General features: G+C 64.6%; 26 protein-coding genes. 14 read left to right on the plus strand and 12 right to left on the minus strand.

The annotated features are described in order from the left end of the window. The first annotated feature begins 94 nt into the window (after positions 1 to 94). On the plus strand, positions 95 to 940 hold the full coding sequence (locus NO877_RS10675; protein WP_256396323.1) for a ubiquinol-cytochrome c reductase iron-sulfur subunit: 846 nt from the start codon (positions 95 to 97) through the stop codon (positions 938 to 940). Between the two features lie 47 nt (positions 941 to 987). Next, positions 988 to 1,350 (plus strand): DUF8113 family protein, encoded by a 363-nt coding sequence (locus tag NO877_RS10680; protein ID WP_256396324.1) that lies wholly within the window; start codon positions 988 to 990, stop codon positions 1,348 to 1,350. A 19-nt stretch (positions 1,351 to 1,369) separates the two neighbouring features. Here NO877_RS10680 and NO877_RS10685 read toward each other — a convergent pair whose 3' ends face one another. Together NO877_RS10685 and NO877_RS10690 are read right to left on the minus strand one after the other, a co-directional pair. Then, positions 1,370 to 3,289 carry a molybdopterin biosynthesis protein gene (locus NO877_RS10685; RefSeq protein ID WP_256396325.1) on the minus strand — a complete coding sequence of 640 codons (1,920 nt, stop codon included), beginning with the start codon at positions 3,287 to 3,289 and terminating at the stop codon, positions 1,370 to 1,372. Continuing rightward, on the minus strand, positions 3,286 to 4,515 hold the full coding sequence (locus NO877_RS10690; protein WP_256396326.1) for a molybdopterin molybdotransferase MoeA: 1,230 nt from the start codon (positions 4,513 to 4,515) through the stop codon (positions 3,286 to 3,288). The genes NO877_RS10685 and NO877_RS10690 overlap by 4 nt, the downstream gene beginning before the upstream one ends. 155 nt (positions 4,516 to 4,670) lie before the next feature. On the opposite strand from NO877_RS10690, the gene NO877_RS10695 reads away from it, so the two are divergent. Both NO877_RS10695 and NO877_RS10700 read left to right on the plus strand, forming a co-directional pair. Next, a complete protein-coding gene (locus tag NO877_RS10695) occupies positions 4,671 to 5,033 on the plus strand; it encodes an Hsp20/alpha crystallin family protein (protein ID WP_256396327.1) in 363 nt (120 codons plus the stop codon). Continuing rightward, positions 5,034 to 6,716 (plus strand): ABC1 kinase family protein, encoded by a 1,683-nt coding sequence (locus tag NO877_RS10700; protein ID WP_256396328.1) that lies wholly within the window; start codon positions 5,034 to 5,036, stop codon positions 6,714 to 6,716. It abuts the gene before it with no gap. 44 nt (positions 6,717 to 6,760) lie between these two features. Here NO877_RS10700 and NO877_RS10705 read toward each other — a convergent pair whose 3' ends face one another. Further along, complete coding sequence (locus NO877_RS10705) at positions 6,761 to 6,928, minus strand: DUF5786 family protein (RefSeq protein ID WP_256396625.1); 168 nt, start codon at positions 6,926 to 6,928, stop codon at positions 6,761 to 6,763. A 122-nt stretch (positions 6,929 to 7,050) separates the two neighbouring features. Between NO877_RS10705 and NO877_RS10710 the strand changes: the two genes are divergently transcribed. Beyond that, a complete protein-coding gene (locus tag NO877_RS10710) occupies positions 7,051 to 8,100 on the plus strand; it encodes a DUF5784 family protein (protein ID WP_256396329.1) in 1,050 nt (349 codons plus the stop codon). 16 nt (positions 8,101 to 8,116) lie between these two features. Here NO877_RS10710 and NO877_RS10715 read toward each other — a convergent pair whose 3' ends face one another. Continuing rightward, positions 8,117 to 8,401, minus strand: a complete 285-nt coding sequence (locus NO877_RS10715; protein ID WP_256396330.1) for a DUF5789 family protein — start codon at positions 8,399 to 8,401, stop codon at positions 8,117 to 8,119. A 124-nt stretch (positions 8,402 to 8,525) separates the two neighbouring features. On the opposite strand from NO877_RS10715, the gene NO877_RS10720 reads away from it, so the two are divergent. The 3 genes from NO877_RS10720 to hemB all read left to right on the plus strand — a co-directional run bounded on the left by NO877_RS10720 (position 8,526) and on the right by hemB (position 10,650). After that, complete coding sequence (locus NO877_RS10720) at positions 8,526 to 9,335, plus strand: PHP domain-containing protein (RefSeq protein WP_256396331.1); 810 nt, start codon at positions 8,526 to 8,528, stop codon at positions 9,333 to 9,335. 96 nt (positions 9,336 to 9,431) lie between these two features. Further along, positions 9,432 to 9,596, plus strand: coding sequence for a DUF6757 family protein (locus NO877_RS10725; protein WP_256396332.1), 165 nt, complete (start codon positions 9,432 to 9,434; stop codon positions 9,594 to 9,596). A gap of 67 nt (positions 9,597 to 9,663) precedes the next feature. Then, positions 9,664 to 10,650 carry a porphobilinogen synthase gene (hemB, locus tag NO877_RS10730; RefSeq protein ID WP_256396333.1) on the plus strand — a complete coding sequence of 329 codons (987 nt, stop codon included), beginning with the start codon at positions 9,664 to 9,666 and terminating at the stop codon, positions 10,648 to 10,650. Positions 10,651 to 10,659: 9 nt separating this feature from the next. Here the strand turns inward: hemB and NO877_RS10735 are convergent, their stop codons facing one another. The 4 genes from NO877_RS10735 to NO877_RS10750 all read right to left on the minus strand — a co-directional run bounded on the left by NO877_RS10735 (position 10,660) and on the right by NO877_RS10750 (position 14,363). Beyond that, positions 10,660 to 11,343, minus strand: coding sequence for a LysE family translocator (locus tag NO877_RS10735; protein ID WP_256396334.1), 684 nt, complete (start codon positions 11,341 to 11,343; stop codon positions 10,660 to 10,662). 81 nt (positions 11,344 to 11,424) lie between these two features. Next, positions 11,425 to 11,853: a Fe-S cluster assembly sulfur transfer protein SufU gene (gene sufU, locus NO877_RS10740; protein WP_256396335.1), complete on the minus strand. Its 429-nt coding sequence runs from the start codon at positions 11,851 to 11,853 to the stop codon at positions 11,425 to 11,427. Between the two features lie 67 nt (positions 11,854 to 11,920). Further along, complete coding sequence (gene otsB, locus NO877_RS10745; protein ID WP_256396336.1) at positions 11,921 to 12,790, minus strand: trehalose-phosphatase; 870 nt, start codon at positions 12,788 to 12,790, stop codon at positions 11,921 to 11,923. After that, positions 12,774 to 14,363: an alpha,alpha-trehalose-phosphate synthase (UDP-forming) gene (locus tag NO877_RS10750; protein ID WP_256396337.1), complete on the minus strand. Its 1,590-nt coding sequence runs from the start codon at positions 14,361 to 14,363 to the stop codon at positions 12,774 to 12,776. Before NO877_RS10750 ends, otsB begins: the two co-directional genes overlap by 17 nt. A 411-nt stretch (positions 14,364 to 14,774) precedes the next feature. On the opposite strand from NO877_RS10750, the gene NO877_RS10755 reads away from it, so the two are divergent. The 3 genes from NO877_RS10755 to NO877_RS10765 all read left to right on the plus strand — a co-directional run bounded on the left by NO877_RS10755 (position 14,775) and on the right by NO877_RS10765 (position 16,788). Continuing rightward, complete coding sequence (locus NO877_RS10755; RefSeq protein WP_256396338.1) at positions 14,775 to 15,320, plus strand: DUF2062 domain-containing protein; 546 nt, start codon at positions 14,775 to 14,777, stop codon at positions 15,318 to 15,320. A gap of 92 nt (positions 15,321 to 15,412) precedes the next feature. Beyond that, a complete protein-coding gene (gene tenA / locus NO877_RS10760) occupies positions 15,413 to 16,072 on the plus strand; it encodes a thiaminase II (protein WP_256396339.1) in 660 nt (219 codons plus the stop codon). Beyond that, positions 16,069 to 16,788, plus strand: a complete 720-nt coding sequence (locus NO877_RS10765) for a TenA family protein (protein ID WP_256396340.1) — start codon at positions 16,069 to 16,071, stop codon at positions 16,786 to 16,788. Before tenA ends, NO877_RS10765 begins: the two co-directional genes overlap by 4 nt. Before the next feature lie 98 nt (positions 16,789 to 16,886). Here NO877_RS10765 and NO877_RS10770 read toward each other — a convergent pair whose 3' ends face one another. From NO877_RS10770 to NO877_RS10780, 3 genes are all read right to left on the minus strand, one after another. Continuing rightward, a complete protein-coding gene (locus NO877_RS10770) occupies positions 16,887 to 17,057 on the minus strand; it encodes a hypothetical protein (RefSeq protein WP_256396341.1) in 171 nt (56 codons plus the stop codon). 57 nt (positions 17,058 to 17,114) lie between these two features. Next, positions 17,115 to 17,579 carry a molybdopterin-guanine dinucleotide biosynthesis protein B gene (mobB, locus tag NO877_RS10775; protein ID WP_256396342.1) on the minus strand — a complete coding sequence of 155 codons (465 nt, stop codon included), beginning with the start codon at positions 17,577 to 17,579 and terminating at the stop codon, positions 17,115 to 17,117. A gap of 66 nt (positions 17,580 to 17,645) precedes the next feature. Next, positions 17,646 to 18,599 carry a TIGR03557 family F420-dependent LLM class oxidoreductase gene (locus NO877_RS10780; protein ID WP_256396343.1) on the minus strand — a complete coding sequence of 318 codons (954 nt, stop codon included), beginning with the start codon at positions 18,597 to 18,599 and terminating at the stop codon, positions 17,646 to 17,648. A gap of 212 nt (positions 18,600 to 18,811) precedes the next feature. Between NO877_RS10780 and NO877_RS10785 the strand changes: the two genes are divergently transcribed. Together NO877_RS10785 and NO877_RS10790 are read left to right on the plus strand one after the other, a co-directional pair. Then, on the plus strand, positions 18,812 to 22,744 hold the full coding sequence (locus NO877_RS10785) for a PAS domain S-box protein (protein ID WP_256396344.1): 3,933 nt from the start codon (positions 18,812 to 18,814) through the stop codon (positions 22,742 to 22,744). A gap of 91 nt (positions 22,745 to 22,835) precedes the next feature. Then, on the plus strand, positions 22,836 to 24,197 hold the full coding sequence (locus tag NO877_RS10790) for an FG-GAP repeat protein (RefSeq protein WP_256396345.1): 1,362 nt from the start codon (positions 22,836 to 22,838) through the stop codon (positions 24,195 to 24,197). Positions 24,198 to 24,225: 28 nt separating this feature from the next. Here NO877_RS10790 and NO877_RS10795 read toward each other — a convergent pair whose 3' ends face one another. After that, positions 24,226 to 25,719 carry a replication factor C large subunit gene (locus NO877_RS10795; protein WP_256396346.1) on the minus strand — a complete coding sequence of 498 codons (1,494 nt, stop codon included), beginning with the start codon at positions 25,717 to 25,719 and terminating at the stop codon, positions 24,226 to 24,228. A gap of 190 nt (positions 25,720 to 25,909) precedes the next feature. Between NO877_RS10795 and NO877_RS10800 the strand changes: the two genes are divergently transcribed. Continuing rightward, positions 25,910 to 26,347 carry a pyridoxamine 5'-phosphate oxidase family protein gene (locus tag NO877_RS10800; RefSeq protein ID WP_256396347.1) on the plus strand — a complete coding sequence of 146 codons (438 nt, stop codon included), beginning with the start codon at positions 25,910 to 25,912 and terminating at the stop codon, positions 26,345 to 26,347. Positions 26,348 to 26,395: the final 48 nt, after the last annotated feature.

The following is a 26,395-nucleotide window of genomic DNA, read 5'->3' on the forward strand; positions in this document are numbered from 1 at the left end:
TGATTTATTTTTCTTCGTTCGCGGTTTCTATCGGTTACGTATGTGAACCGTCCACTTCGTCATGTTTTTGACCGCAGACAGTCAACACCGAACTATGAGTGCAGACGAGGACAAGTATCCCGCGGAGTCCGGGCGTCGACGGTTCGTTAAGGGTGTTGTCGGTGGGGCGGCACTCGCCGGTGTGGGCGCAACCGGTGCGGTGTCGATGAACACACTGACTACCTCATCCGGTGCCGGTGGGGGACCGGTCGAGGCGATGGTGATCGAAAACACCGCCGGTCCCGCGCCGCGTGGGATGCCACAGATCCCGATCGAGATCGACGACGAGGGGTTTATCAAGGGTGTCTGGCCGGAGATCCAAACTGAAACAGTCGAGGGTGTCGAAGTCGAGGTCGCCCGGGAGGATCTCGGTGGGGTCACCTACTCCCAGGAGTGGTTCCAGTACTGCGGCCTCGAATCGAACAACGCACTCGATCCGAGCTACGAGTCGGACAACTACTTCGTCACCGACCCCGGTGCGGGCTACGAGTGGCAGTCGGACAAGGAGGAGGGCGACCGGTTCAACATCTCGGAGTTCGACGACTACACCGAGTGGAACTCCGAGGCCGGGATCGGATCGGCTGGCGTCGGGAAGGCCGGGTCGGCGATCTGGCGGTCGGGCGATTCGGACAACCCGATGCCGGTGACGATCCTCCGATCCGAAGCGATCGAACAGGCCGCCCAGGACAACGAGTGGCTGGCCGCCAGCACCGACCAGGGTGTGATCGCGTGGCTCAACAAATGTACCCACTTCTGCTGTGTGCCGACCTACAAGACCGCCGCCGACGCACCCAAATACGACGCCGCCGACAAGGTCTACTGTGCGTGCCACCAGTCGGTGTACGATCCGCTCTCGATCGTGACCGCACTCTACATCTCCCGGCCCCGGCCGACCGAGTAGCCGACGCCGACCCCCGGATTTTTCCGCTTTCTCGCCCGAGTAGTCGTATGACCGAAACGAGCTTCGAGACCGAACGCGACCGCGCCCGCCAGCTGCTCGATGCCGAGGATCTCACCGCGCTCCACGTCGGTGTCATCCACGACGACCAGACGGTCGACACCGTCGCCTCCCGGCGGACCGACGCCGACTCCGAGGCCGAACTCCAGACGCTGTCGCTGCTTGCGACCCACATCCGGGCGGTCGCCGCCGAGGCGGGCGTCGACTACGACACCGTCGCCGCCGACGCCGCCGCGATCGCCGCCCAGCTCGAAGAACTCCCCGTCGAGGCTCCCGCCGACCACGACAGTGAAGCTATCGAGGATGGAGACGACAGCGACAGTGAAAACACCGATGACGGCAGCGACACGTAGCGACGACGCTGACTGCCGATTATTCGCCGGGGAACCGGTAGCCGGACAGCGACGAACACTCCTCCGGTAGCTCTTGTAAAACCGCTTCCAGCCGTTCGACCGCCGGTTTCTCCGTTCGCTCGAGGTTTATAAGCAGGTCGACCCGCTGGTCGCCCAGCGAGACGAAGCCCAGGTCGTGTTTGTCGGCGGTCGTCCGCAGGCCGAGACCGACATCCGTGCGCCCCTCGATCACCCGCCGGGCGGGGCTCTCGAAGGCCTTTACAGTCGCTTCGAACCCCTCGATGGATTCGATGAGGCTATGCCGGGAGACGTCCCGCTCGTCGGCCAACTCGGCGAGCGCATTCGAGAGGCTCGTTCTGAGCCCGGAGTTCGTTTCGCGGTTTATAAATCGGACGTCGCGGTCGACCAGCTCACCGAGGCCGTCGATCTCGTCGGGGTTCCCTTCGGGAACCAACAGGCCCCACTCGCGATGCCAGCTACCGACCGACGCTGCGCCGTGGTCCCCGTCGACCGGTCCGGCGACGACCGCGAGATCCGGCAGGCCATCGCGGAGCCGACGCAGCCCCTCTCGGCTTCCGGTGGGGAGATACCGCACCGAGCTGAGGCCGTCCAGGAGTTCGTTCAGTGCTGGGTCGTCCTCGCCGATCCCGAGCAGCGCGGGCGGCTCGACGTCCGGCGAGAACAGCTGGACGGTCACCGACTCGCCCGCCGCCAGATAGTCGGTGTCGGGGTCGACTGCGACCACGCCGTCGGCCTCGACGAGGCTGGTCGTCGCACCCGACCCCTTGTCGACCGGGTAGACCAGTCGTCTGCCACTGCCATCGTCGACGATACCGACCGACAGCAACCGGAGCCGACCCGCCTCGGAGCGGGCCTCGACGGCCATCTCGCCGCTGGTCGTGGCGGCAGCTGGCTCCGGCTGGCCCGCTGCGTCTCGAATCGCGGGGGCGACGAAGGTGCGGAAGATCGTCAGCGCCGAGACCGGATACCCCGGCAGGCCGATGTAGGCCGACTGGCCGCCGCCGCTGCGGTCGAGCCGTCCGACCAACATCGGTTTGCCGGGTTTGACCGCCACCCCGTGGAGCAGTAACTCTCCCTTGTCCTCGATCACCTCGTAGATCACGTCGACCGCGCTCGCGGAGGTCGAACCCGACGACAAGACGAGATCACAGTCGTCGGCGGCGGTCCGGAGCAGTCGTTCCAGCTCCTCGATATCGTCGCCTGCGTGGGGGTAGACGACCGGCTTGCCGCCCGCGGCCTCGACGCCCGCGGCGACCGTGTAGCTGTTGACGTCGTGGATCTCCCCGCGGCTGCTGTCGAGGTTGTCGCCGGGCCGGACGAGCTCCTCGCCCGTCGAGATGATCCCGACTTTCGGGGCGGCCCGGACCGGAACGCGGTCGACGCCGAGCGCCGACAGCAGGCCGATCTCTCGGGGCGTAATCTGCCGTCCAGGACCCACGGCTCGCGTCCCGGCAGCGATATCTGCCCCTGCGACCATCACGCTATCGCCGGGCGTCACCGCGGTTCGAATCTCGATCCCCGTCTCGCCGTCCTCCCGCTCGGTTTCGTCGGTGCGTTCGACGATCACGACTGCGTCGGCCCCTTCAGGCATCACCGCGCCGGTCGAAATTTCGGCGCAGGTGCCGGGCTCGACCGTCACATCGGGTTCTTCGCCCGCGTGGATGACCCCAGCGAGGTCGAGCGTCACTGGGTCGGCCTCGTCGGCTCCGAAGGTCTCGCGGGCCCTGACTGCGTAGCCGTCCATCGCGGCGCGGTCGAACCCCGGCACGTCGAGTTCGGCATCGACGCGTTCGGCGAGCACCCGGCCATGGGCCTCCTGGAGGTCGACGACCTCGCTTCCCCCGCCGAGTTCTAGCGCGTCGATCGTCTCGCGGGCTTCGGCGGGGTCGGCCAGCGTGCGGAACTGCTTGCGGCTCATGGCTTTTGCTCCCAGTTTTCGACCGCCACACGATCACCCGCCGCGTACCCTTCGCGGTCCTCGGGGACGACGACCCAGCCATCGGCCAGCGCGACACTCGACAACACCCCGGCTCCCGTGGTTCGTACCGGTGTGGCCGTGAGCTCACCGCTCTCGTCGTCATGCGTTTCGACCCGAGCGAACGTTCGGCTACCCGGCTCACTCGGAACCTTCCTGGAGAGCGTTGCGTCGCGGCTCGGGACGGGCTCGATCGAGAGGTGGCCTGCCTTTTTAAGCGCCGGGCGGAGCAGCTGGACCGCGTTGACGAGACACGAGACGGGGTAGCCGGGGAGCATGAGCACCGGTGTCTCATCGACGACGCCGATGGCGACCGGGTAGCCGGGTTTGATGGCGACACCGTGGATCAACAGCTCGCCGAGGTCGTCGACGATCTCCGGAATCAGATCCCGCTCGCCGACCGAGGAGCCGCCGGTGGTGACGATGATGTCCTTCGTCAGATCCCGCTGGATCGCCGCCCGGAGGGCTGATTCGTCGTCGGTGACGATGTCGCGGTAGGTCGCCTCGCCGCCCCAGCGGGTGACGTACTGGGCGACCGTCAGCCCGTTGGTCTCGATGATCTCGCCGGGGTCGGGGTCGGCTTCGACCAACTCCTCGCCGGTGGGCACGACGCCCACGGTCGGTTTTTTAAATACGTCGAGCTTCCAGAGGCCGACCGATTTCAGGAGGCCGAGATCCGAGGGCCGAAGCCGGTGGCCCGGCTCGTAGAGCGTCTCGCCCTCGGCGACATCCTCCCCGGCGTCGCCGACGTTTTCGCCCTCGGCGACCGCCTGGTGGACGTGGATCTCCTCGCCGTTGGTCTCGACCTGTTCGATCATGACGACCGCATCCGCCCCTGCGGGGAGTTCGCTGCCGGTGTCGACGGGGATGGCGGTTCCCGGGACGATCTCGTCTTCGGGCGGTACCGTCTCCAAGACGCTCGGCGATCGCTCACCCGCGCCGAAGGTATCGGCCGCCCGAACCGCAAAGCCGTCCATCGCCGCTCGGTCGTAGCCCGGAACTGGGTTCGGCGCGGTAATCGTGGTCGCGACGGCGCGGCCATCAGCCATGTTGAGCGGGAGCCGCTCGGTGCGGTCGTGGGGCTTGACCGCCGCCAGTAGCCGGTCGACGGCGGCGTCCAGACGGGTTCGGTCCTTGAACCCTGAGGTGCGTCTGTCCGGTGTTGTCATAGGGGAAATTGTCGGGCAAGCCTCATAAGCCCGCCCGATGTCGCACAGCCGTGGCCGCGTTCCTCGTTGGAATCGGTGCATGCGTCGCTCTCGGCCCGCTCGTGGGATCTGAGTCGACCGCGGGGTTTTTCGACCTCGCGTTCATAGGCTTGGGTATGTCAGCACTGCGCGATGCGCTCCGAGAGCTCCCGGATGCGGTGTTTGCGGACCTGTTGGAATCCGACGAAGCCTACCGGCTCGTCTTAGACGTGCCGGGTGTGACCGCCGACACCGCCGAGATCGTCGCCGACGGCAGTCGGCTGACCATCGAAGCCCGCCGGGAGAAGGCCGTCCCCGAGGAGTTCCGGTACCTCCGCGAGGACCGCCCGCTGTTTCTCGACGCGGAACTGCCGGTGCCTCGTGAGGCCGACGGCGAGGCCGCAGAGGCGGTCATCGACCGGGGCGTCCTCGAAATCACGCTGCCGAAGACGACAGACGGCTCCGGGCAACCCATTCCGATCGACGATGCCGCGGAGTAGGTGATCACACTGGTCTCTCTCCGTGCCTACTGGCGATTCGTCGTCGTCTTCTACCGGTTTTCGCCACTGCTGGTCGCCTACCTCCGAGACCGCAAGCGCTACGTCCTCTTCGGCGGCTCCAGACGCGTCACTACCGAGATGCAGCTCGAACGGGCCGACGTCCTCCTGGACACCCTGCTCACACTCGGCCCGACGTTCATCAAACTCGGCCAGCTGCTGTCGACGCGGCCCGATATCCTCCCGAAAGCCTACATCGACGTCCTGTCGAGCCTCCAGGACGACGTTCCACCGGCTCCGTGGCCCGAATCGAAACGGGTCATCGAGGACGAGCTCGGCCCCATCGACGACCGGTTCGACGAGTTCGACACCGAACCGATCAGTGGCGCGAGCCTCGGCCAGGTGTATCTCGCGACCTACGAGGGCGAGCAAGTAGCGGTCAAGATCCGCCGTCCCAACATCGAATCACTCGTCGAGGCCGACCTACGGGTCCTCCGGTGGTCGGTGCCGATCCTCGTTCGCTTCCTCGGCGAAGGTCGGGCGTTCTCCTTGGACAACCTCACCGACGAGTTCGCCAAAACCATCCGCCAAGAGATGGACTACAGCCGCGAGCGGGACATCCTCGAAGAGATCCGGGGGAACTTCGACGACAACCGCGACATCGAGATTCCCGAACCGATCGACGACGCCTGCGGGCCACGAGTCCTGACGATGGAGTACCTCCCGGGCGTCAAGATCACCGACACCGCCACCCTCGACGAGATGGGGCTGGACCGCACCGAGTTGGCGACCAAGCTCCAGCGGATCTACCTCCAGATGATCGTCCAAGACGGCGTGTTCCACGCCGACCCCCATCCCGGCAATCTCGCCGTCGCAGAGGACGGCTCGATCATCTTCTACGACTTCGGCATGAGCAGTACGGTCGACCCCTTCATCCAGGACAAGATCGTCGAGTTCTACATCGCCGTCGCCAATCAGGACATCGACGCCATTCTCGATACGCTGATCGACATGGGGACGCTGAGTCCGACCGCCGACCGCAAGATCATGGGCGAGGTGATGGAGCTAGCGATCGCCGACGCCCGGGGTGACGACATCGAGCAGTACCGGGTCAACCAGATCATCGAGCAGGTCGAGTCGACGATCTACGAGTTCCCGCTCCGCCTCCCTCGAAACCTCGCGCTCGTACTCCGCGTGGCAACGGTCGTCGAGGGCGTCTGTGTCACTCTCGACCAGAACTTCGACTTCATTTCGGTCGCCACCGACTACCTCACCGAGGAGGGCTACCGCGAGGAGACCGCCAAGAAGTTGTTCCAAGAGGGCGGCCAGCAGGCCCAGCGGACCGCGCAGTCGTTGTTTACGGTCCCGCCCAAGCTCGACCGCGTCCTCGATACGGTCGAACGCGAGGACCTGACGGTCAACGTCCAGATCGACGACGAAAACCACGTCCTGGACAAGCTCGCCAAACGCATCTCGTATTCGATTATCGTCGCGGTCGGCCTGCTGTCGGCCTCGATCATCTATGCGTTCGCCAACGAGTGGCAGATCTCGGTGGCGATTCTCGGACTGACCGCGCCGATGGTGTTTTTCCTCTATCGGTCGTTCAAGGAGCCGCGTGGGCTCCGGGCCCGACCACAGTTCACCCGGCAGAACCTTCGCGACCGGCGTGGCCCCGGCAACAAGTAGCACCGCTGGCAGCCCAGTAGTCGACCCTTACAAATAGTCGGCCATTACTCTTCGTTGAGCTTTGCGAACTGATCTAAGAGTTCGTCGGCGGATTCGCCGGAATCGTACGTTACCGAGCCGCGGAACTCCGAGCGCTCCTGGTCGAAATCCGCGTCGACAGTCGAGGTTTTCGCTTCGCGTCGCTCGTGTTCGGCTTCGTCGTAGGCTCCCATCGACATGGTATGCCATACCTTGGTACGGTTCCGATTTATACCTAACGATTGTTCAGGTGAGTTCCTGCGGATCGACTGCAACAATCCGAATATGTATCTATCCCCGCTGTCTCTGGGCAAGCGTGGCACGACCGCTTCGCTTCAGATACGCCCCGGAGGGCTGGTCAGTCGGCCGTGTTCGGTCGGCGATCCTGGAGCCGCTGGATTCGAACCTCGGTGCAGCAATGCGTGAACCGTGGTTTCAGTCGCCGTCGGGCTACGACGCCCGGCGATTCGAGATGGACAACGGCGATATCGCGCTGTTCTGTTGGACCGATGACGGCGACGGACCAGCCGGGACGAGCGGTGGCCCCGGCGGCTACTGGCTCGGCAACACCGAAACCCCGAGTTCGCTCTGGCGGACCGACAAGTACGGCCTCGAAGAGGTTCCGTATCCCGTACGGCGATGGGCCGAACGCGAGCTGTTGGCGCAGCTCCACATGGAGTCGCCGTGGCTCGAAGCCTACCCGCATCTCTCGTGGTTCTTTCTGCCCGTCTTCCTCTCGAAGGACGGCCGGGAGACGACCCGGGAGTTCTTCCACGATCACGCCGCTGGCTTTCCGGACACTTCGCGGGAGGCGGCCCTCGACTACTACGAGTCGGTGCTCCATACGGGCGCGCTCGACCCCTATCAGGAGGAGATGGCCGGCAAACTCGGCACCTCCGACTACATGGATCTCACGCGGATGACCGCCGCGATGGGCGAGTTCAACGTGGCGAAGATCCTCCTCGATGCGGGCTACGAGATCACCCCCGAGATCGAGGTCACCACCGGCCACTCGATCGACTACCGGGCCGATCCCCCCGACTCCGAGGGCGGGCAGGGCGTCCTCGTCGAGGTCACCCGACCGCTGCCGCCCGGTCGACGGGCGGCGGACTCGCCACTGTCGGCGGTTCGTGAGACGGCCAAAACCAAAACTGACGGCCAGCTCGACGCCCACGCAGGTGGGATCGTCCTCTTCGTCGACTGTTCGTCGTTCCCCGACGACGGGTGGCGGGCGGTTGCCGACGAACAGCCCGATGTCCGCCACCGTCCGGCAGTGGTTTTCCGCGCCCGTCCCGATGGCTCCGTCGAGGGGTACCGAAAGGGTCGGCTGCCGCTGTCGCTGGACGACGCTATCGACTTTTTATAAAGTAGGCGGCAACTAATTAAAACGACACCTGCTGGGGGCCGTGTTCGCCGGGTGTATACTGGTCGCGGTCGCTGTAGAACCGGCGGCCGATCGCCTTGTGGCTCACACCCGTCAGCAGCGCCTGACTGACGGCTTCGGAGTTCTCGTACGTCTCGTCGCCCATTCGATCGAGGATTTCACCGACGGTTTCGCTCCCGTTCGGCAGGGCGATCTCGCTGTCGCCGTAGTCCGCGATGAGTTCCGCTGTCGTCGACGGATAGCTGTGGTCGACGAACGCCCGTTCGGTTGTGGGTAATCGCATACACCACTGTCCGGGACACACAAACTTAATGATTTTTTATTATAGAACCGGCAGTCCTCTCGATTGGTATGATTCCGTACGCCATCCCCGACACCGATTTGAGTAGTCGCCGACTACCTGCGGTATGGACGTGACGGCTCCGGTTGCGGACCTCCATCTCCACACGACGGCCTCGGATGGCGTGTTGACGATCGAGACACTTCCGGCGGCCGCCCGGCAGGCCGGTGTCGACTGGGTCGCGGTGACTGACCACGATATTGTCCACCCGAAGCTGTCGGCTCCCGTGACGGTCCTCGACGGCATACGGATCATTCGGGGGATCGAGCTCCGCGTCGACGCCGGTGATCTCACGGTCGATCTGCTGGCCTACGGAGTCGAACCCACACCCGAACTGACCGCCGAACTGGAGCGGCTCCAGGAGAACCGCCAACAGCGGGGCCAACGAATCATCGAGCGCGTCGAGTCTCGACTCGGCGTCGACCTCGATATCGAGCCACGGCCGGGGATCGGCCGCCCACATATCGCCCGGGCGATCGCCGACAGTCCGGCTCCCTACGATGTCGACCGCGCCTTTGCCGAGTTGATCGGCGACGGTGACCCCTGCTATGTGGCTCGATCGATCACGTCCTTCGAGCGCGGAGCCGACCTGCTCTCCGACGCGGCAGCGGTCGTCAGTCTCGCCCACCCGTTCCGGTATCCCGACCCCGAGTCGGCCCTCGAACTGGCGGCCGATCTCGATGCCATCGAATACGATTATCCCTACGACCACTGGGAGGAGACGATTCCGCTCGATCCCGTCTGCGAGCAGTACGATCTCCTCCGAACGGGTGGCAGCGACGCCCACAACGAAACGGTGGGCCGGGCGGGACTCGACCAACCGGCATTCGATCGCTTTCGTCGTCGGCTCGCACAGTCCATCTCGGTTCCTGAGTAGTTCTATCGTGTGAAAATTCAAATCATAAACAATTTTTTGCGGAAAGAGAACAGCCGCTGCCGAACGGTTAAACCGTCTGGAACCCATACAACAACTATGCGCTGCCATTACTGCGAGGAGGAGGCCACATTTGCGGCTGAGAAGGGTGGTGTCAAAGTCGGACTCTGCACCGATCACTTCCGGGAGCGACTCGAATGCATCAGCGACTCCGAGGAGCTCGCCTCGCTCGAAGACCAGCTCGATGTCACCCGAACCGACTGAGTAGCAGTCGACTCTTGTTGATCGCCGGAGCGATACCCCTTTGGATACTGCGTGTCGACCTCTTGGTATGTCATTCGAGCCCACCGATCGGCCGCGCCGTCTCCGAACCGACGGCATCCGGCCGCTCGTCCAGGAGACGAGCCTCGACGCACAGGACCTCATCGCTCCCGTTTTCGTCGACGAAACGATCGAGGAGCGACTGCCTATTAGCTCGATGCCGGGCCACGAACGGGTGCCCGTCGACGAGGCCGCCGCCCGCGTCGCGGAGATCCGCGAAACCGGCGTCGAGGCGGTCATCGTCTTCGGCGTCCCCGACTCGAAAGACGCGGTCGGCAGCGAGGCCTACGCCGAGGACGGCGTCGTCCAGCGCGGTATCCGCGAAATCAGTGCCAACACCGACGCCTACATCATCGGCGATGTCTGTCTCTGTGAGTACACCGACCACGGCCACTGCGGCGTCATCGAACCTCACGCGGAGGACGATCCGACGCTGACGGTCAAAAACGACGAGACGCTGGAACTGCTGGCCCAAACTGCTGTCTCGCAGGCCGAGGCGGGCGCGGATATGGTCGCCCCCTCCAGCATGACCGATGGGATGGTCGGAGCGATCCGGGCGGCCCTCGACGAGGCCGGGTTCGAACACGTCCCGATCATGAGCTACGCCGCGAAATACGAATCGTCGTTTTATGGGCCGTTCCGGGATGCCGCCGACGGCGCGCCCGCCTTCGGCGACCGCAGACACTACCAGATGGACCCCGCCAACAGCCGCGAGGCGCTGCGGGAAGTTCGGGCTGATGTCCAGGAGGGCGCGGACGTACTGATGGTCAAACCCGCCCTGCCCTACCTCGATGTCGTCAGCGAGGTCCGCCGGGAGGTCGACCAGCCGGTGGCCGCGTACAACGTCTCCGGCGAGTACGCCATGCTCCACGCGGCCGCCGACAAAGGGTGGCTGGATCTCGAAGCAACGGCCTACGAGTCGCTGTTGAGTATCAAACGCGCCGGTGCCGATCTCATTTTGACCTACTTCGCCGAGGATCTGGCCGATAAGCTGTAGACTCAGTTCTTATACAAGGGCGGTCACGCCGAGCCAGCAGAACAGCAGGCCGAACCCGGCGAGAACGACTGCACTCCCGGCGGCGATCACGGGCGCGAAGCCATCGACCCGCCGCCCACTCGCGACGAGCGCGGCCGGGAACCCTGTGACCCACACCAGAATCCCGCCGAAGAAGCCACCGAGGAGCATCGGACTTCCCGTTTCAACGACGAGGTCGCCCACTAACGCGGCGACCGGCGCGGGAACGTGGCGCGCCAGTTCGAGCGTGCCGGGCTGTGTGAGGCCGACCCCGACGGTGAGCCAGAAGGCGAGCTGGTAGGGGTTCGTCAACGCGAGGACGAACGCCTTCTGGAACCCGGTGGCACCGGTGGCGGCCTCGCTGTCGACGAACCCGGCTTCGGCCCGAGCGTTCGTGGCGGCGTCGACTGCGAAGACGAGCATCAGGCCGCCGCCGAGCAGATACAGCAGGTCCGAGAGAATTCCGTACTCCTGGACCACCGCGGTAACACCGACAAGCGTCAGGACGAAGAAAATCGCATCGGCGAGCATCGCCCCGAGGCCAGCCCGGCAGCCAGCGGTCCACCCCCGGAGCACGCTCTCTTCGGCGATGATCGCATTCATCGGTCCCGGCGGAGCGGCCAGCGAGATGCCGAAGACCATCCCGGCGACGGCCGTGACGAGTACCGAACTCACGTGTGGCTGTGGCTCGGCGCTCGATGGCTATTACTATTTATAGTCGACCGCGACGCAGCTTTGGTATATAAAAGACTGCAGCTACTCTTCGGTGATCGTCTCGCCGTACTCCTCGGGGTCGAGATCGCCCTGGTGGATCTTCGCGCCGTCCTTGGCGACCTGATTGCCGAGGACCGCACACGGGATTCGCATCGGCGAGATCGTTACGCCGAGCATCTCGGTGATGTCCTCCGTTTCGAGGTCTTCGAGTTCGTCGAGTGTCATCCCCACCAGCCGTTCGGAGAGCATACTGGCAGAGGCCTGCGAGATCGCACAGCCGTCGCCGGTGAAACAGACGTACTCGATGGTTTCGTCGTCGTCTTCGAGCCGCACGTTCATCTGGATCGTGTCGCCACAGGAGGGGTTCTCCCCGGTGTGTGTGTAATCGGGGTCCTCTAGCTCCCCGTAGTTGCGGGGGCTTTTGTAGTGATCGAGGATCTGCTGGCGATACATATCCGAGCCCATTCCCATATTGAGTCTGTGTAGGGATGGCGTTTTCAAAAGGGTTCCGGGGTCGACGATGTGAAACCGGTGACGATTACGTCGCGGATACGTTGTCATCCACTGTTTCCAGGAGGGCCAGCCCGTCGGTAACTAACCATCGGATAAATACCTCCGCCTCGGCCGACGACCGCACCCGGTAGTCGGCGGCCGTCTCGTGGTTGTCGCCGACGTGGACGGTGATCCCGTTGGGCGTGATCGCCTCGAAGGCCGCCTCGTCGGTCGTGTCGTCGCCGATATAGACGGGCTGCCAGCCGTCGACGTGCTCCTGGAGCTGGGCGATCGCACTCCCCTTGTCCCAGTCGGCTGCCGGGCGGAGTTCGAGACTCTCCTTGCCGTCGTGGATCTCGACCTCGCCGTCGCCGAGTTCGTCGACAGCCTCGAAGACGTGCTCGCGGACCGTCTCGACCTGTTCGCGGTCGACCATCCGGTAGTGGATGGTCGCGGTGACGCCCTTGTTTTCGACGACCGTGCCCTCGATGTCGTCGAGTTGCCGCCCGAGTGTCCCACAGATCTCCGCGATCTTCGGCTCGGCCGAAGCGGCGTCGGCGTGGGTCTCCCGCTGGCCGTCGATGCCGAGTTCCAGTCCGTGGTTCCCGATGTAGTCGACGCCCTCGATACCGACCCGCTCGCGGAGGTCGGCCAACCCTCGGCCGCTGATAACTGCCGGTCGGACCTGTGGATGATCCTGCAGCGTCCGCAACGACCGCAGGTTTTCGGCGGTCGGTTCGGGGGCCTCGGGGTTCTCTTCGATCGGCGAGAGCGTGCCGTCGAAATCGGTGCCGAACAGCAATCCCTCGGCCTGCCGGAGGCGGCCCCGAACCTCGGCGAGGTGGTCCCAGACGAGGGGTGTTTCGGCGCTCGGTTCGCCGCTTGCGGTCCCTACGGTGCTATCGTGTTCTGACATCGGTAGTGGTGTCGGCTGCCTGGTCGAGTGTGAGTGTTGCCTCGAAGACGTCGGCCATCCAGGACTGGATGTTCGTCTCGGAGACCACCGACCGGAGGGCGGTCATCCGGCGGCGACGCTCCTCGTCGGGCATCGAGAGGGCGAGATCCAGTCGGGAGGCGAAGGTCTCGGTGTCGGTCGGGTCGATCGAAACCGCCGCATCGCCCAGCAGTTCGTCGGCCCCGGCGCGTTCGCTGAGGAGCAACACGCCGGTGCGGTCGATCTGCGCGGAGACGTATTCGAGGGCCACGAGGTTCATCCCGTCGGCCAGCGAGCTGACGATGGCGAGATCGCTGTACCGACAGAGCCCGTAGAGAGCCTCCTCCGAGAGGTAGTCGTCGATCTCGATCACGGGCTGCCACTCATCGGTCCCGAACCGTTCGTTGATCCGCTCGATGCCCCGGTCGACCCGGCGGCCGAGCTCGCGGTACTCCGGGATCTCGGTTCGACTTGGGGTCGCCTTCTGGATGTAGGTGAACTCCCCGCGCCAGTTGGGATGGGCCTCCAGGAGGTGCTCGATCGCGGCCAGTCGCTCGGGGATGCCCTTCGTGTAGTCGAGGCGGTCGATGCCGACCGCGACCTGCTGGTCGTCGGGAATCCCGTAGTCGGCCCGGAACCGCTCCCAAAAGCCCTCCTCGGGGGCCGCCGCGTGCTCGGCGATCCGGTCGGTGTCGACGCCCATCGGGAACGCCCGCAGGCGGGTCGTATGTTCGGCGTCGGCCAGCGAGACGGTCCAGTCCTCCCAGTCGGCCGCGGCCTCGGGGAGCATTGTCGAGACGCAGTCCAGGAAGTTGGCACAGTACGCCGGGATGTGGAACCCCAGCAGATCGTTGGCCAGCAGGCCACGGAGCAGTTCGGCCCCGTGGGGGCAGTCCCGGAACACCTCGCGTTCGGGCCACGGGATGTGCCAAAACTGGCTCAGCAGGGCCTCGTCGCCGATCGACTCGCGGACGAACCGCGGGGCGAGGCCGAAGTGGTAGTCCTGGAACCAGACGACCGTGTCGCCCTCGACCGTCTCGGCGATGGCGTCGCTATCGGCCCGCTCGACACTGCTGTCGGTGTCGACGGTGTTGGACTCGATAGTATCGACGACGCTGTCGGCAAATTTTCGATTCACCTCGCGGTAGCGCTCCCAGTGGCGGTCCTCGAAGGTGATTTTCTCTTCGAGGCTATGGCATAGCGGCCACAGCACTCGATTGCTGAACCCGTAGTAGTAGTCGGCGACGTCCGACTCCGAGAGCCAGACGCGCTTGAGCGTGTAGGCCGGGTCCTCCGGCGGCACGCGAACCGAGTTGGCGTCGTCGCTGGCCTCCCTGTCGGCATCGCCGTCGCCCCAGGCGACCCAGGTGCCGTCGGTCTCCTGGACGACCGGGTCGAGTCCGGCGGTCAGCCCACCGGCCGGTCGGTCGACGGCGATCTCGCCGTCGGCGTCGTAGGTGTGGCGGTAGGGCTGGCGGTTCGAGACGACGACCAGGTCCCAGGCGTCGAGCATCGACAGCACGTCATCGAGCGACACGTCGGTCGACTCAGACACGGCCACCCCTCCACGGGACAGAGGGCTCTTTCGGTGTCGGACAGGGTCCCGCGACAGTCGTCGGTCGTCTGTGAATCGGTACACGGGAGCGTCGTCTGCGGCGGTGAGGCCACCGGCTGGCAGGGGACAGCAACAGCGGGGCGCTCAGCCGCGGTGGATGAGAGTCTCGTTTGCTCATGGCAGTCTCCGCACGTCTCGTAGCACAACCAGCCGCAGGATGGAGGGGTCGGCTGGTGGAGGAAGACGGCGAAACGACTCGCGCGAACGCGATACCGCCTTGGCGGGACCACGGCAGCCCCAATCATGTCGCTGTTGGCCAGATTACAACCGATTACATCAAAGAACGCTACTAGATAGTAACCAGCACGCGGTACCCTACGTCCTTTTGTTCTACCCCAGTGTGCAATTTATATGCGCGCCCGTGTGAAGGGGTATCTCAGACGAATCCGAGACGGGGTTCGGGAGTCGTTTGCCGCCGACCACACGCCACCGGAGGTAGCCGGAAGCTTCGCACTCGGCGTCTTCATCACGATGCTGCCGACGCTCGGGACCGGACTCGTTTTGTTCGTCATTCTCTCGTACCTCTTCGCACGGATCAATCGGATCGCGCTGTTCGCCTCGGTGCTCGTCCTCAATCCGGCCGTCAAATGGGGCGTCTATGGAGCCAGTATTACTCTCGGTGTCTTCCTGCTCGGCCCCGTAGACGGGATCGAGGGAGCCGCCGTTTCGCTGGATGCTGGCTGGGATGTCCTGGTTCGGCTGTGGGTCGGGAACCTCGTACTCGCTGCTATTGCGACTGTTATCGGCTACGTTGTCGTCTATCGCATGGTCGTCAGCTACCGGCACCGCGAGTTCGAGATCGTCGAAACCGTCATTGGCACCGACAGTACCGACTCGGAGTCGGCGGCAACTGACGACCGCCACGACCCCGACAACGAAACAGTGGATGCCGAATAGAACGACGGCAATCCGACTGTCTCACACGCACGGCCACATATAATCTGATTGTATTAGTAACTTATATAGCGGTGGTAGTCGATCGTTGAGCCATGTCAGGGAGCCAGCGGCTGCTCGAAGCGGGGGCCGAGATTTGGGCGGCACAGAAGGCCCATCCGTTCGTGGTCGAACTCGCCGATGGAACGCTCGATCCGGCGGCGTTCGAACACTGGGTCCGACAGGACTATCGGTATCTCCAGGATTACGCCCGGCTGTTCGCCATCGCGGGAGCCACCGCCCGCGACGAGGCAACGATGACCGAACTGTTGGGGATCGCCCACAGCGTGCTCGACACCGAGATGGATCTCCACCGCTCGTTCGCCGCCGACTACGGGATCTCCCGGGCCGAGCTCGAAGCCACCGAAAAAGCGCCGACCTGCGTTGCCTACACGAACTTCCTGGTCCGGACCGCCTACGAGGGGAGCCTGGCCGAGATCGCCGCCGCGCTCTACCCCTGTATGCAGGGGTATCTCGACGTGGCCGACCACATGGCCGAGATCGCCGAGGAAGAGCACCGCTACACCCCGTTTATCGAGCTCTACACCAGCGACGAGTTCCGCGCGGAGGTCGAGTGGTGTCGTGGGTTCGTCGACCGCTGCTGGGAGGCTGCTCCCGGCGAACGCGAGGCGATGGAGGCGGCGTTCCGCACCAGCGCGAAACTCGAATACCGCTTTTGGGAGATGGCCTACACCCAAGAGGGGTGGGGACTATGAGCGAGGAGTCGGCCGCGGCACTGGACTCGTATACGGCCTACGCGACCGCCACCGCCGAGCCGCGATTCACCGACTGGCTCCGGGCCCGTGCCGAGCCAGCCTGGACCGAAGCGACGACCCACCGCTTCACCGAAGAACTCGGCGCTGGCACGCTCAACGACGAGGCGTTTCGTCGCTACCTCGTGCAGGATTACGCCTTCGTCGGCACCCTCGTCGGCGTCTTCGGCCACGCCGTCGGCCAGGCCCCTTCGATGGCCGCCAAGCGCCGACTGATCGAGTTTTTGGACGTGATCACCGACGACGAAAACGACTTCTTCGAGCGCTCCTTCGACGCGATCGATGTTCCAGCCGCGGAACGAACCGACCCCGAACCCACCGAAACGACCGCGGCGATGATCGACCTCCTGGAGGCGGCGGCCAACCGGGGCGGGTACGCCGAAACGCTCGCTGTCCTCGTGCCCGCCGAGTGGATCTATCTGACGTGGGCGACCGCCGAGGCCGACGACCGCCCGGCGGCCTTTTATTTCGACGAGTGGATCGATCTCCATGCGAACCCCGGCTTCGTCTCGTTTGTCGAGTGGCTCCGCGGTCAGTTGGACGACGTGGGGCCGACGCTCTCGCCCCGACAACAGCAGCGCGTCGCTCGCCTATTTAAACGGACCGTCGAGCTGGAGGTCACGTTCTTCGACGCCGCCTACGAGGACGAGGGACAGTAACTGGCTGCTGACAGTCGCTATTCGTCGATTTGGCGGTACTAATTGGTATTAGGAGGTACTAATTGGTATTAGGAGGTACTAATTGGTGTACAATGGTCCTATTTGGATTCTAACGGCGAGTCGACGGTGTGGTGGGGGCCAAGCGGGCCATGAGTTGGACAGATGCCGACGATGGGCGTTGCGTTGAGACAGCAGGCCCGCTGTTCGGTGGCGACGGCCCCTGTAAGTAGTCGCTGGCCGCACCGTCGACAGTACTGGTCGTCGGCCATACCATCCCAATCGTGAGCGTCGAATATAGCTCCCCCGACCGCCCGAGTACGGTGGCCTTATTCCAACCCTTCGAACAGCGTTCCGTCGGCAATTGACGCTGCCAACTGTTCGACATCGAGACTGTCGAGGCTCCCGCTGGCGACGATCGGCGGCTCGGTGTCGGCGCGCTCGCCGACTTCGATCTTGGGATACGGCGCGTCGTGGAACCCTTCGATGAGCACGAACTCGTACCCCTCCGCACGCAGCGAGTCGACAGTCGATTCGAGTAAGGCCTGCTCGCCGGTGGCTTCCTTCCCGCCGGGGGTGATCTGAAACGACAGCGAGGGCGTCAGGCCGACGACGGTGTCGGCTCCGGCCTCGCGATGACGGTAGGTATCCTTGCCGGGGGTATCGATCTCGATGTCGTGGTGGATCGATTTGATCGTCGCCACCCGGCCGTAGTCGCCGAGCGCGTCGACGAGCGATTCGGCGAGCGTGGTCTTGCCGCTGTCGCTGGGGCCGACGAGACAGACGATGGACATAGCTACGGGTTCGGCCGGTCGACCAAAACAGTGTCCGCTTCGCCGAGGGCGTCGATCGGCAGCCGCTCACAGCGAGGGCAGTATCTCGGACTCGTAGCGTTCGAAAAACAGGTCTTGATCGGGGCCGACCTGGTGGACGTAGACGTGGTCGAATCCCTGATCGAAGGCCTCCTGGAGCAGCTCGATGTGGGCATCGGGGTCCGGATCGGTGAGCAGCGGGGCGTCGCGCATATCCTCGGCGTCGACCAACTGGCAGGCCTGTTCGAAATGCTGCGGCGTCGGCAGCTCCTGGGGAAGCTCACCGGGGAGCAACGTGTTCGGCCAGTTCCTGATCGCCGTTTCGACCGCCTCGGCTTCGGTCTCCGCATAACAAACTGAGAGCTGTGCGAACGCCGGTCCCTCGCCACCCGCCTCGCGGTAGGCATCGAGTAACTCGCCCTGCGGGCCGACCGTCCAAAAGCCGTCGGCCCAGTCGGCGACCGCACGGGCGGTGTGTTCGCCGAACGCCGAGGCCACCACCGGCGGCGGCGAGTCCGGCAGCGTGAACAGCCGGGCGTTTTCGACCGTGTAATGCTCGCCGTGGTGGCTCTGTTGGCCGCCTGCCCACAGCGATCGGATGACGTCGACCGCCTCTTCGAGCATGTCGAGGCGAACCCCGTGTTCCGGCCACTGCTCGCCGATGATATGCTCGTTGAGGTTCTCGCCGGTGCCGACGCCGAAGTAGAACTCGCCGGGCAGCATCGCCTGGGTCGTCGCGGCGGCCTGGGCGACGATCGCGGGATGAATCCGCATCGTCGGACAGGTGACACCGACGCCGACATCGATCCCCTCGGTTGCGGCCGCAACGCCGCCGAGGACGTTCCAGACGAACGGGGCGTTGCCCTGCTGGGCGGTCCAGGGATGGTAGTGGTCGGAGACCGATAGGAAGTCGAAGCCGACGCCTTCGGCGCGCTGGGCGTACTCAACGAGTTCGGTTGGTCCGTGCTCCTCGCTGGAGAGTGTGTAGCCGAGGTGGGTCATTGGCGGACTGCCGCGGGGGCCGCGGCACTGACTCACTGTACGGCTAGTCGACGCAAAAACGGCCTTCGTACTCGGCCGATATGTCCCTCCAGGAGACCCTCGCTGACAGCGACGAACCGTCCACTCTCCCGCCGTTTCGTGACTAGATACAGCAACTGATAATTGGAAACAGGGGTTTAACTAACGATCCGTGGAAGTGGGCCGTAGACGCTATGAGTAGCCGGGATACGACTGCCAACCGGGATCAATCCCGGCGGCAGCTCGTCGTTTACGAACGGTCGGACTCCCCGCAAGACGGCCTCGCCTCCCGGCTGGACGGGATCGATGGGCCGACGACGATCCGAGCCCCCTCCGATCCGGTCGACTGTGTGGCAGCGCTTGCGGATTCGACAGCCGACTGTCTGGTCTGTGAGTACAGCACTGAGACGACAGCCGCAACCGAAGCGCTCTATGAACTCCTGTCGGCGGCGGCCCCCCAGCTCCCGCGGGTCGCCTACGTCAACTCGGCCGACGCACTCTCTCGGGCACACGAACTCGGCTTTACCGCCGTGCATCTCCGCCGCGAGACCGACGATCTGTCCGTCCTGGAGGAACGAGTCCGAGCGGCCATCGAAACTGCCGGACATGAGCCACCGTCCGACAGCCACCCACAGCAGTTGGTGGCTGCCACGATCGACGACCGTGGCACCGTCCACCGAACGGCGGGCCACCGCGACGAGCGAGCCGACGACAAGCTACCGCTGTGGGAGCTGTCGTGGGCACCCACCAAGGCAGCCGTCGAGACGGCTATCGAACAGGCGACTGCCGAGCCGGGCCAGCCGTCTCCCGTCGACACGCCGAGCGACGGCGAGCGAATCATCATCGCCGATCCAACGCCCAAAACGAACGACACAGCTCCAGCGACGAACGGTGTATCCCCGAAGACGAACGGCACAGCCCCTGAGACGAACGGCGCGTCGATACCCGGTAGCCGCCGACTAACGGTGGTCGCTGCGGTGGGTTCCGACAGCAACAACAGTCGGACTGCGGCCGACACCGACCGAGCCATCGCCTACGAGATCGTCGACGAACTCTACCGGACGCTGACGACAACCCAGGGGCCAGTCGAGGACCGAATCCAGGCGCTGCTGGCTGTCGGCCAGTCGTATCTCGATATCGATACCGGGATCGTCGCCACGGTCGACGACGAGACCTACGAGATCGAACAGATTACCAGCGACGACGCGGCGCTGGGAACCGTCGATCCGGGCGACCGGTTTCCCCTGTCGGATACGTTCTGTGAGCGAACGCTAGCCAACGGTGAGACCCATAGCGTCACCGGCGTAACCGAATCCGATCCGGTGTATGGCGGCCGGGCGGTCGTCTCGGAGTTCGGTGTCTGCCGGTATCTCGGGACGCCGATCGCAGTCGACGACGAGACCACCGGAACGCTGTGTTTCGTCGGGACAAACACCAAACAGTCGGGTTTTAGCCCTCAAGACCGGCTGCTGACCGAGTTTTTGGCCACGCTGGTCAGCTACGAGCTCCAGCAGCACGCCGACCAGCAGGCGCTGGCGTCGACCAGAACCGAACTCGCCGAGCTGTTCGACCGGGTCGACGACGCCTTCTTCGCGCTCGATGCCGACTGGACGTTCAGCTACGTCAACGACCGGGCCGAAACGCTGCTCGACGCCGACGCGTCGGCACTGCTCGGCCAGTCGATCCAGGAGATCATCCCCGAGCGTCAGGACCCCGAGTGGTACGACCAGTTCGCCGCGGCCGTCGAGACCGGCTCGTCGGCTTCTTTCGTCGTCGAGTCGGCTGCACTCGATGGCTGGTTCGACGTGACCGTCTACCCCTCGGACAGCGGGCTGTCGGTCTACTTTCGGGATATCACCGACCAGCAGCAACGCACCATGGAGTTGGAACGCTACGAACAGATCCTCGAAACGGTCTCCGACGGCGTTTACGCGCTCGACCGGGAGGGTGTGTTCACCTACGTCAACGAGGGGCTGGCCGACCTCACCGGCTACAGTCGCTCGGAACTCGTCGGCTCCCACGTCAGCATTTTCAAAAGCGACTCGACCGTCGCAGACGCCGAGGCGGCGGTCAGCGAGCAGATCGGCCGAGCCAAGAGCGGTGACGACGCTGGGGATATCTCGCTGGATTTGGAGATCGAAACCGCCGAGGGTCGGACAGTCCCCTGCACCGATCATATCGCGCTGCTACCGTTCGACGACCGGTTCCGCGGCAGTGTCGGTACGCTTCGCGATGTGAGCGCCCAAAAACAACGCGAGGAGACACTGAGTGGCCTCCTCACAGTCACACGGGCGTTGATGGCAGCCGAGACGACAGGTGATGTCGCCGATCTCGTCGTCGAGGCCGTCTCCGACGTACTGGGGTACGATCGTACGGTCGTCCATCTTGCCGACGAGGAGTCCGACCACCTGCGCCCGGAGGCGGCCACCGAGGTCATCCACGAGGAGGTCGATACCTTCAGCACGCCGGTCGACGGGGAGGGACCGATCGGATCGGCCTTCGAATCCGGCACGGCGAGCCGCTTCGATCCGGGCGACGTCGCCGGTGCCGAGTACGGGGACAGCGCCGAGCTGATGAGCGTCCCCCTCGGCCCCTACGGTACGCTAACGGTCGGGGCCCGCGAGTCCAACGCGTTCACGGAATCCGATTGTCAGCTCATCCAGCTGCTGACCGCCAACGCCGAGGAGGCACTCAACCGAACCCAGCGCCGACAGACCTTGCGGCGCTACGAGATGATCCTCGAATCGGTCCAGGAGATGATGTGTGTCGTTGACTCCGCAGGCCGGATCAAACTGCTCACCGACCCGCTGGCGAGCCGACTCGATGCCGACCGCTCGGGGCTCGTCGGCCGACAGTTCTCGACGGTCCTTACGGCGTCGACCGACGAGCCGAACGGCCCGTTGACCGACCTTTTCAACGATGCGTCGACCGAGGACATCACGTTCAAAGATTCGATGCGCGTCGCCGACGACGAGTCAGTACCGGTCAGTGTGGAAGCCTCCCAGCTGCCGCCTGTCGAGGGACAGCCGGAGGCGGTAATCACGATCCATGACATCTCCGACCTCATCTCGGCCAAGGAGGCCGCCGCCGCCGAGCGCGAGCGGTTTACCTATCTGTTCGAGAACCTCACCGATCCCGTAGACGAGATCCGGGTCGACAAGCCGGAAATAAAAGGCGTCAACAGCGCCTTCCGCTCGCAGTTCGGCGACCCGGCAGACGTCGAAACCACCCTTTCCGGCGAGGAGCCCGCGGTCGCTCCCATCGCCCTCGACGACGAGCGGATCGTCGACCGCGAGAGCCAGCAGTCGCTCTCCGAGGAGTTCCGCTCGGAGGTCGAACGCGAGCTGAAGCTCACGACCACCGAGGGGACCAAATACTACCTCTACCGGAGCGTCCCCTACGAGGTCGACGACGAGCTCGGCGGCTTCGAGATCTACACCGACATCACCGCGCTCAAACAGCGGGAGATCCAGCTACAGGTGCTCCACCGACTCCTGCGACACAACCTGCGGAACGATCTCAACGTTATCGAAGGGTTCGCCGAGATGCTGAAAAGCGAACTCGACGACGAACAGCACCGGGAGTTCGCTGCGCGCATCCATTCGAACGCCACCCAGCTGGCCGAACTCAGCGAGACCGCCAAAACGATCGAGTCGGTTGCCGGTCACCGATCGCTCAGCCACGAGCCGATCGCCATCGGCAACCTCGTTCGGTCGACGGTCGAAACCTGTGCCCAGACCTACGACGACGCCGACATATTCCTCGAAGACCTTCCCCAGATCTCGGTCTCGGCCGGTCCCCACCTCGAAACTGCGGTCGCCGAACTGATCGAGAACGCGATCGAACACAACGACAGCGAGCCACCGACCGTCTCAATCAGTATCGCGGTCGGCGACGAGACCGCCACAGTGACCGTCAGCGACAACGGGCCGGGGCTGCCGCCCGAGGAGTGGGCTGTCGTCACTGGCGACACCGAGATCTCACAGCTCGAACACGGCAGCGGGCTCGGCCTCTGGCTGGTCCGGTGGGTCACCGAGGGCTACGGCGGCGAGCTCACCTACCACGACCGCGAGACCGGCAGCGCGATCTCGATCGAGCTCCCGCTGGCCGACGATACTGTGTCGTGATCGAGACAGACTCACCACGGCGGGCGGCGAACTCGACCGAGATATTCGTCGACCAATATCATTTTAAAAAAGAACTTCGGCAGTATCACCTATGCAACGACGCAGACGTCGGCTGCTGGGCGTGGTCGGGGTGGCTGCAGTGGGTGGGCTCGCTGGCTGTACTACCTCGTCGACCGACACGTCGACTGGGGGACCGTCCGAGTCGACCGGGGGACCGTCGGGAAACACGAAACTCCTCCCTGAGAGTGTGGGCAAAAACGACCGAATGGGCAACGATCTTGCTCTCTCGGCGGACGGAACGACGGCCATCGTCGGTGCCGTCGGCGACGTGACGACGGCCGACGACACCGGACAGGCCTTCCTCTTCGAGTGGGACGGCGAGGCGTGGAATCAGGTGGCCGAGATCACCCCCGACGAGCCGGACGCTCCTGGCCTGCTGGGCTTCTCTGTCGCGCTGTCGGCCGATGGATCCACGGCACTGGTCGGCGTTCCGGCGGGTGCAAGGGAGTCCGGTCCCCCGACGGGAACGGTGTACGTCCTCACGAACGACGGCGAGGAGTGGACCCGCGAGACCGAACTCACGTCGGCTCGACAACGACCCGGCGAGCGGTTCGGTCTCTCGGCGGCACTGTCGGCTGACGGCACGACGGCGCTCGTCGGTGCGAACCCACTTTCCCGGGAACGCCCCAACGACTATCTCGACGGGTCGGCCCACGTCCTCGAACGGGTCGACGGCACGTGGGAACACCGAGCGCGACTCACCGCCGCCGACCGCGAGGATGCCCACCAGTTCGGAATGACCGCGGCGCTGTCGGGCGACGGGACGACGGCCCTACTCGGAGCCACCGACGACACCAACGAGAACGGCGACGAGGCCGGTGCAGCATACGTGTTTGCCGACGACAACGGGAGTTGGAGCCAGCAGGCCAAACTCCTCGCCGAGGGCGGCGAGAGCAACGGACAGTTCGGAAGCGCGGTGGCACTGTCGAGCGACGGCACGCTCGCGCTCCTCGGTGACTACTTGGACGACACCGACACTGGCGAGAACTCCGGGTCGGTGTCCGTGTTCGAAGCTGACGGTGGCTCGTGGACACAGCAGGCGACGGTCGTCCCCGACGCCGTCGACGCCAACTCTCGGTTCGGGAGTTCGGTCGCGCTTTCTCCCGACGGAACGAGGGCGCTTGTCGGAAGCCAGAACGGCGAACGGTCAGAACAGGACGGCGAGCAGATCGTAGCCGGTGCGGTCCATCTGCTCGAAACCGACGGCAGCGGCTGGACACAACGCGAAAAATACGCGGCAGTTGCGGGACGAGCGATCCCCGACTCCTTCGGAACTACCGTCGACATCTCCAGGGACGGCAAAACGGGTCTGGTCGGCGCAACCCAAGACCCCGAACAGGGACTCACTTCCGGTGCTGCGTACGTCGTCGATTTATCCGACGGCTCAAACTAATACGATATGAAAAGTAGTCGGCAAATAGTTAAAAGAAATCGGAGAGCCCGGCCTGATCGTCGGCGGCCTCATCCGACTCGGACGCCTCGGGATCGTCGGGAGTCGCCTCGTCGGGAGCCGATTCCGAGGCAGGGTCGTCGATCGGATCGGTCGGCTCGCCCTCCTGTTCGGGTTCGCTTTCGGCGTCGGCAGACGTCTCCCGCCCGGCGAACGCCCCGCCAGCGTGGTCCTCGATGGCGTCCTCGCGTCGAGCTTGGGCGTCCTGGACGATCGAACTAACCTTCTTGGTCGACTCGCCGCTTCCCGTAATAAACGAGACCTGCGACTCGTCGAGATCGTAGGCGGCAGCCATCGTCACCGTTAGCGCCCGCGGCTTGCAGTGGTGGGTCATCGCCGACAAGAAGGGGAGAATCGCCCGGCGGGCGATGGCGATGCTCGTGCCACTGTGCTCGGCGATCTGCTGGCAGACCTCGTCGGCGGTACTGTTCGAACTCGGCCAGAACTGCGGTCGACCGTAGCGGGTCCAGCCGCCCTTGGTTCCCTTGCGCGCGGCCGCCACCCCCGCGGCGGTGTTATCCCCCGCATACCGCCAGAAGCTGTAGTTCTGTGTGGCCCGCACCCGGCCCAGCCAGACGTCGGCGTTGGCGAGGAAATCGTAGGCAACGGCCGCCTCCTCGGCGTCGTAGACGTCCAACATATTATCCTCGATCCACTTGGTGAGGTCGTCGGGTGTCTCGTCGACGCGGTAGGACGCTTGGAGGGCCTCCTGAGCCGACTCCTCTTTTAAAACAGCATCCAGGAACGGGAAGATATCCATCGACTTGTCCCGTTCGCTCGTGACGACGTCGGCCTCGGTGATCTCGTCCCGACCCTCGGCGGCGGCCTGGAGATCCTTGACTGCCCCGCGGAGGTCGCCGCTGTTGATTTCGGCGATCGCATCGAGTGCTGCCTGCTCGTATTCGACGTTTTCGTGTCGACAGATATCTCGCAAGGCGGGGACGATCGAGCGCGCGCCCACGTCGCGGAACTCGATTTCCTGGCAGGCGTTGCGCAGGCCGCGGGACATCTCGTAGAACTCGTTGGCGATCAGGACGATGGGTTGGCCGGAGTTCTTGACGAGTTCGGTGATCGCGGCCTTCCCGCCGCGGTCGTAGTTGCCGTGGATGTTGTCGGCCTCGTCGAGGACGACGAGTTGTCGGCTGGCTGTGTCGCCACCTGCCGCACCGCCACCCGAGGCACTGCCCGAGAGGGTAGCGTTCATCGCCGCCCGCCCGGCGAACCGTTCGATCACGTCGGCGGTCCGCTGGTCGGAGGCGTTGAGTTCGACCGTCTCCCAGCCCATATCGTTGGCTAAGGCGTGGGCCGCCGAGGTCTTGCCGACACCCGGCGAGCCGTGGAGGACGACCGCCTCCCGGTGGTCGTCCCACGAGTCGGCCCACTCTCGGAGGGCATCGCGGGCCTTGTTGTTGCCCCGAAGCTCCGAGAGGCTCCGCGGGCGATAGCTTTCGGTCCAATCAACCATTACCGGCACAAGGTCGGTCCGGTGCTTAGTGATTGCGAAGCCATCGACGGGAGCCTGTCGGGCTCCGGTGTTGGCAGCACAGTGGCTTCGTTTCCGACCGTCCGTCGACTGGGAGCCCATATAGCGGCGACATCCTTTATAAACAGAACCTACCGGTGGATTCATTCGTCTATCGACAGAAATGGGTAGTATGTCACAGGTCCAATCGACCGAACTCGACGACGAGGAGATCGATTCACTGCTCGGTTCGGGTGGTGTGGGTGTGATCTCCTTTGCCGACGGCGACGAGCCGTACTCGATTCCGGTCTCCTATGGCTACGATTCCGGCGCGGAGTGCCTCTATGTCCGGTTCGGCTTCGCCCCCGAGAGCGACAAACGCGCCTTCGTCGACGACGGTGTCGCCGCCTCGCTGGTCGTGATGGCCGAATCGATCGACGGCTGGCAGAGCGTCATCGCCCGTGGCCCGCTCCGGAAAGTCACCGAGATGGCACTCGACTCCCATGCCGCCGAGAGCGTCCGGAAGATCAACATTCCCTTCGTGACGATCTACGACAGACGCGCCAGTGAGCTGGAGTTCGAACTCTACCGGCTCGAACCCGACTCGATCTCCGGCCGTCAGGAACGCTGACTTCGTCAGGTGTCGAACCCCTGTTTCGATACGCTTTTGTCTCGGACG

It is taken from the genome of Halohasta litorea (assembly GCF_024494645.1).
GTDB classification, from domain to species: domain Archaea; phylum Halobacteriota; class Halobacteria; order Halobacteriales; family Haloferacaceae; genus Halohasta; species Halohasta litorea.

Bases quoted from the DNA above. Each gene is read 5' to 3' on its own strand.
- NO877_RS10675 (WP_256396323.1), top strand. From the start codon at position 95: ATGAGTGCAGACGAGGACAAGTATCCCGCGGAGTCCGGGCGTCGACGG.
- NO877_RS10680 (WP_256396324.1), top strand. From the start codon at position 988: ATGACCGAAACGAGCTTCGAGACCGAACGCGACCGCGCCCGCCAGCTG.
- NO877_RS10685 (WP_256396325.1), bottom strand. From the start codon at position 3,289: ATGAGCCGCAAGCAGTTCCGCACGCTGGCCGACCCCGCCGAAGCCCGC.
- NO877_RS10690 (WP_256396326.1), bottom strand. From the start codon at position 4,515: ATGACAACACCGGACAGACGCACCTCAGGGTTCAAGGACCGAACCCGT.
- NO877_RS10695 (WP_256396327.1), top strand. From the start codon at position 4,671: ATGTCAGCACTGCGCGATGCGCTCCGAGAGCTCCCGGATGCGGTGTTT.
- NO877_RS10705 (WP_256396625.1), bottom strand. From the start codon at position 6,928: ATGGGAGCCTACGACGAAGCCGAACACGAGCGACGCGAAGCGAAAACC.
- NO877_RS10715 (WP_256396330.1), bottom strand. From the start codon at position 8,401: ATGCGATTACCCACAACCGAACGGGCGTTCGTCGACCACAGCTATCCG.
- NO877_RS10720 (WP_256396331.1), top strand. From the start codon at position 8,526: ATGGACGTGACGGCTCCGGTTGCGGACCTCCATCTCCACACGACGGCC.
- NO877_RS10725 (WP_256396332.1), top strand. From the start codon at position 9,432: ATGCGCTGCCATTACTGCGAGGAGGAGGCCACATTTGCGGCTGAGAAG.
- hemB (WP_256396333.1), top strand. From the start codon at position 9,664: ATGTCATTCGAGCCCACCGATCGGCCGCGCCGTCTCCGAACCGACGGC.
- sufU (WP_256396335.1), bottom strand. From the start codon at position 11,853: ATGGGAATGGGCTCGGATATGTATCGCCAGCAGATCCTCGATCACTAC.
- otsB (WP_256396336.1), bottom strand. From the start codon at position 12,790: ATGTCAGAACACGATAGCACCGTAGGGACCGCAAGCGGCGAACCGAGC.
- NO877_RS10755 (WP_256396338.1), top strand. From the start codon at position 14,775: ATGCGCGCCCGTGTGAAGGGGTATCTCAGACGAATCCGAGACGGGGTT.
- tenA (WP_256396339.1), top strand. From the start codon at position 15,413: ATGTCAGGGAGCCAGCGGCTGCTCGAAGCGGGGGCCGAGATTTGGGCG.
- NO877_RS10765 (WP_256396340.1), top strand. From the start codon at position 16,069: ATGAGCGAGGAGTCGGCCGCGGCACTGGACTCGTATACGGCCTACGCG.
- NO877_RS10770 (WP_256396341.1), bottom strand. From the start codon at position 17,057: ATGGCCGACGACCAGTACTGTCGACGGTGCGGCCAGCGACTACTTACA.
- mobB (WP_256396342.1), bottom strand. From the start codon at position 17,579: ATGTCCATCGTCTGTCTCGTCGGCCCCAGCGACAGCGGCAAGACCACG.
- NO877_RS10780 (WP_256396343.1), bottom strand. From the start codon at position 18,599: ATGACCCACCTCGGCTACACACTCTCCAGCGAGGAGCACGGACCAACC.
- NO877_RS10785 (WP_256396344.1), top strand. From the start codon at position 18,812: ATGAGTAGCCGGGATACGACTGCCAACCGGGATCAATCCCGGCGGCAG.
- NO877_RS10790 (WP_256396345.1), top strand. From the start codon at position 22,836: ATGCAACGACGCAGACGTCGGCTGCTGGGCGTGGTCGGGGTGGCTGCA.
- NO877_RS10795 (WP_256396346.1), bottom strand. From the start codon at position 25,719: ATGGTTGATTGGACCGAAAGCTATCGCCCGCGGAGCCTCTCGGAGCTT.
- NO877_RS10800 (WP_256396347.1), top strand. From the start codon at position 25,910: ATGTCACAGGTCCAATCGACCGAACTCGACGACGAGGAGATCGATTCA.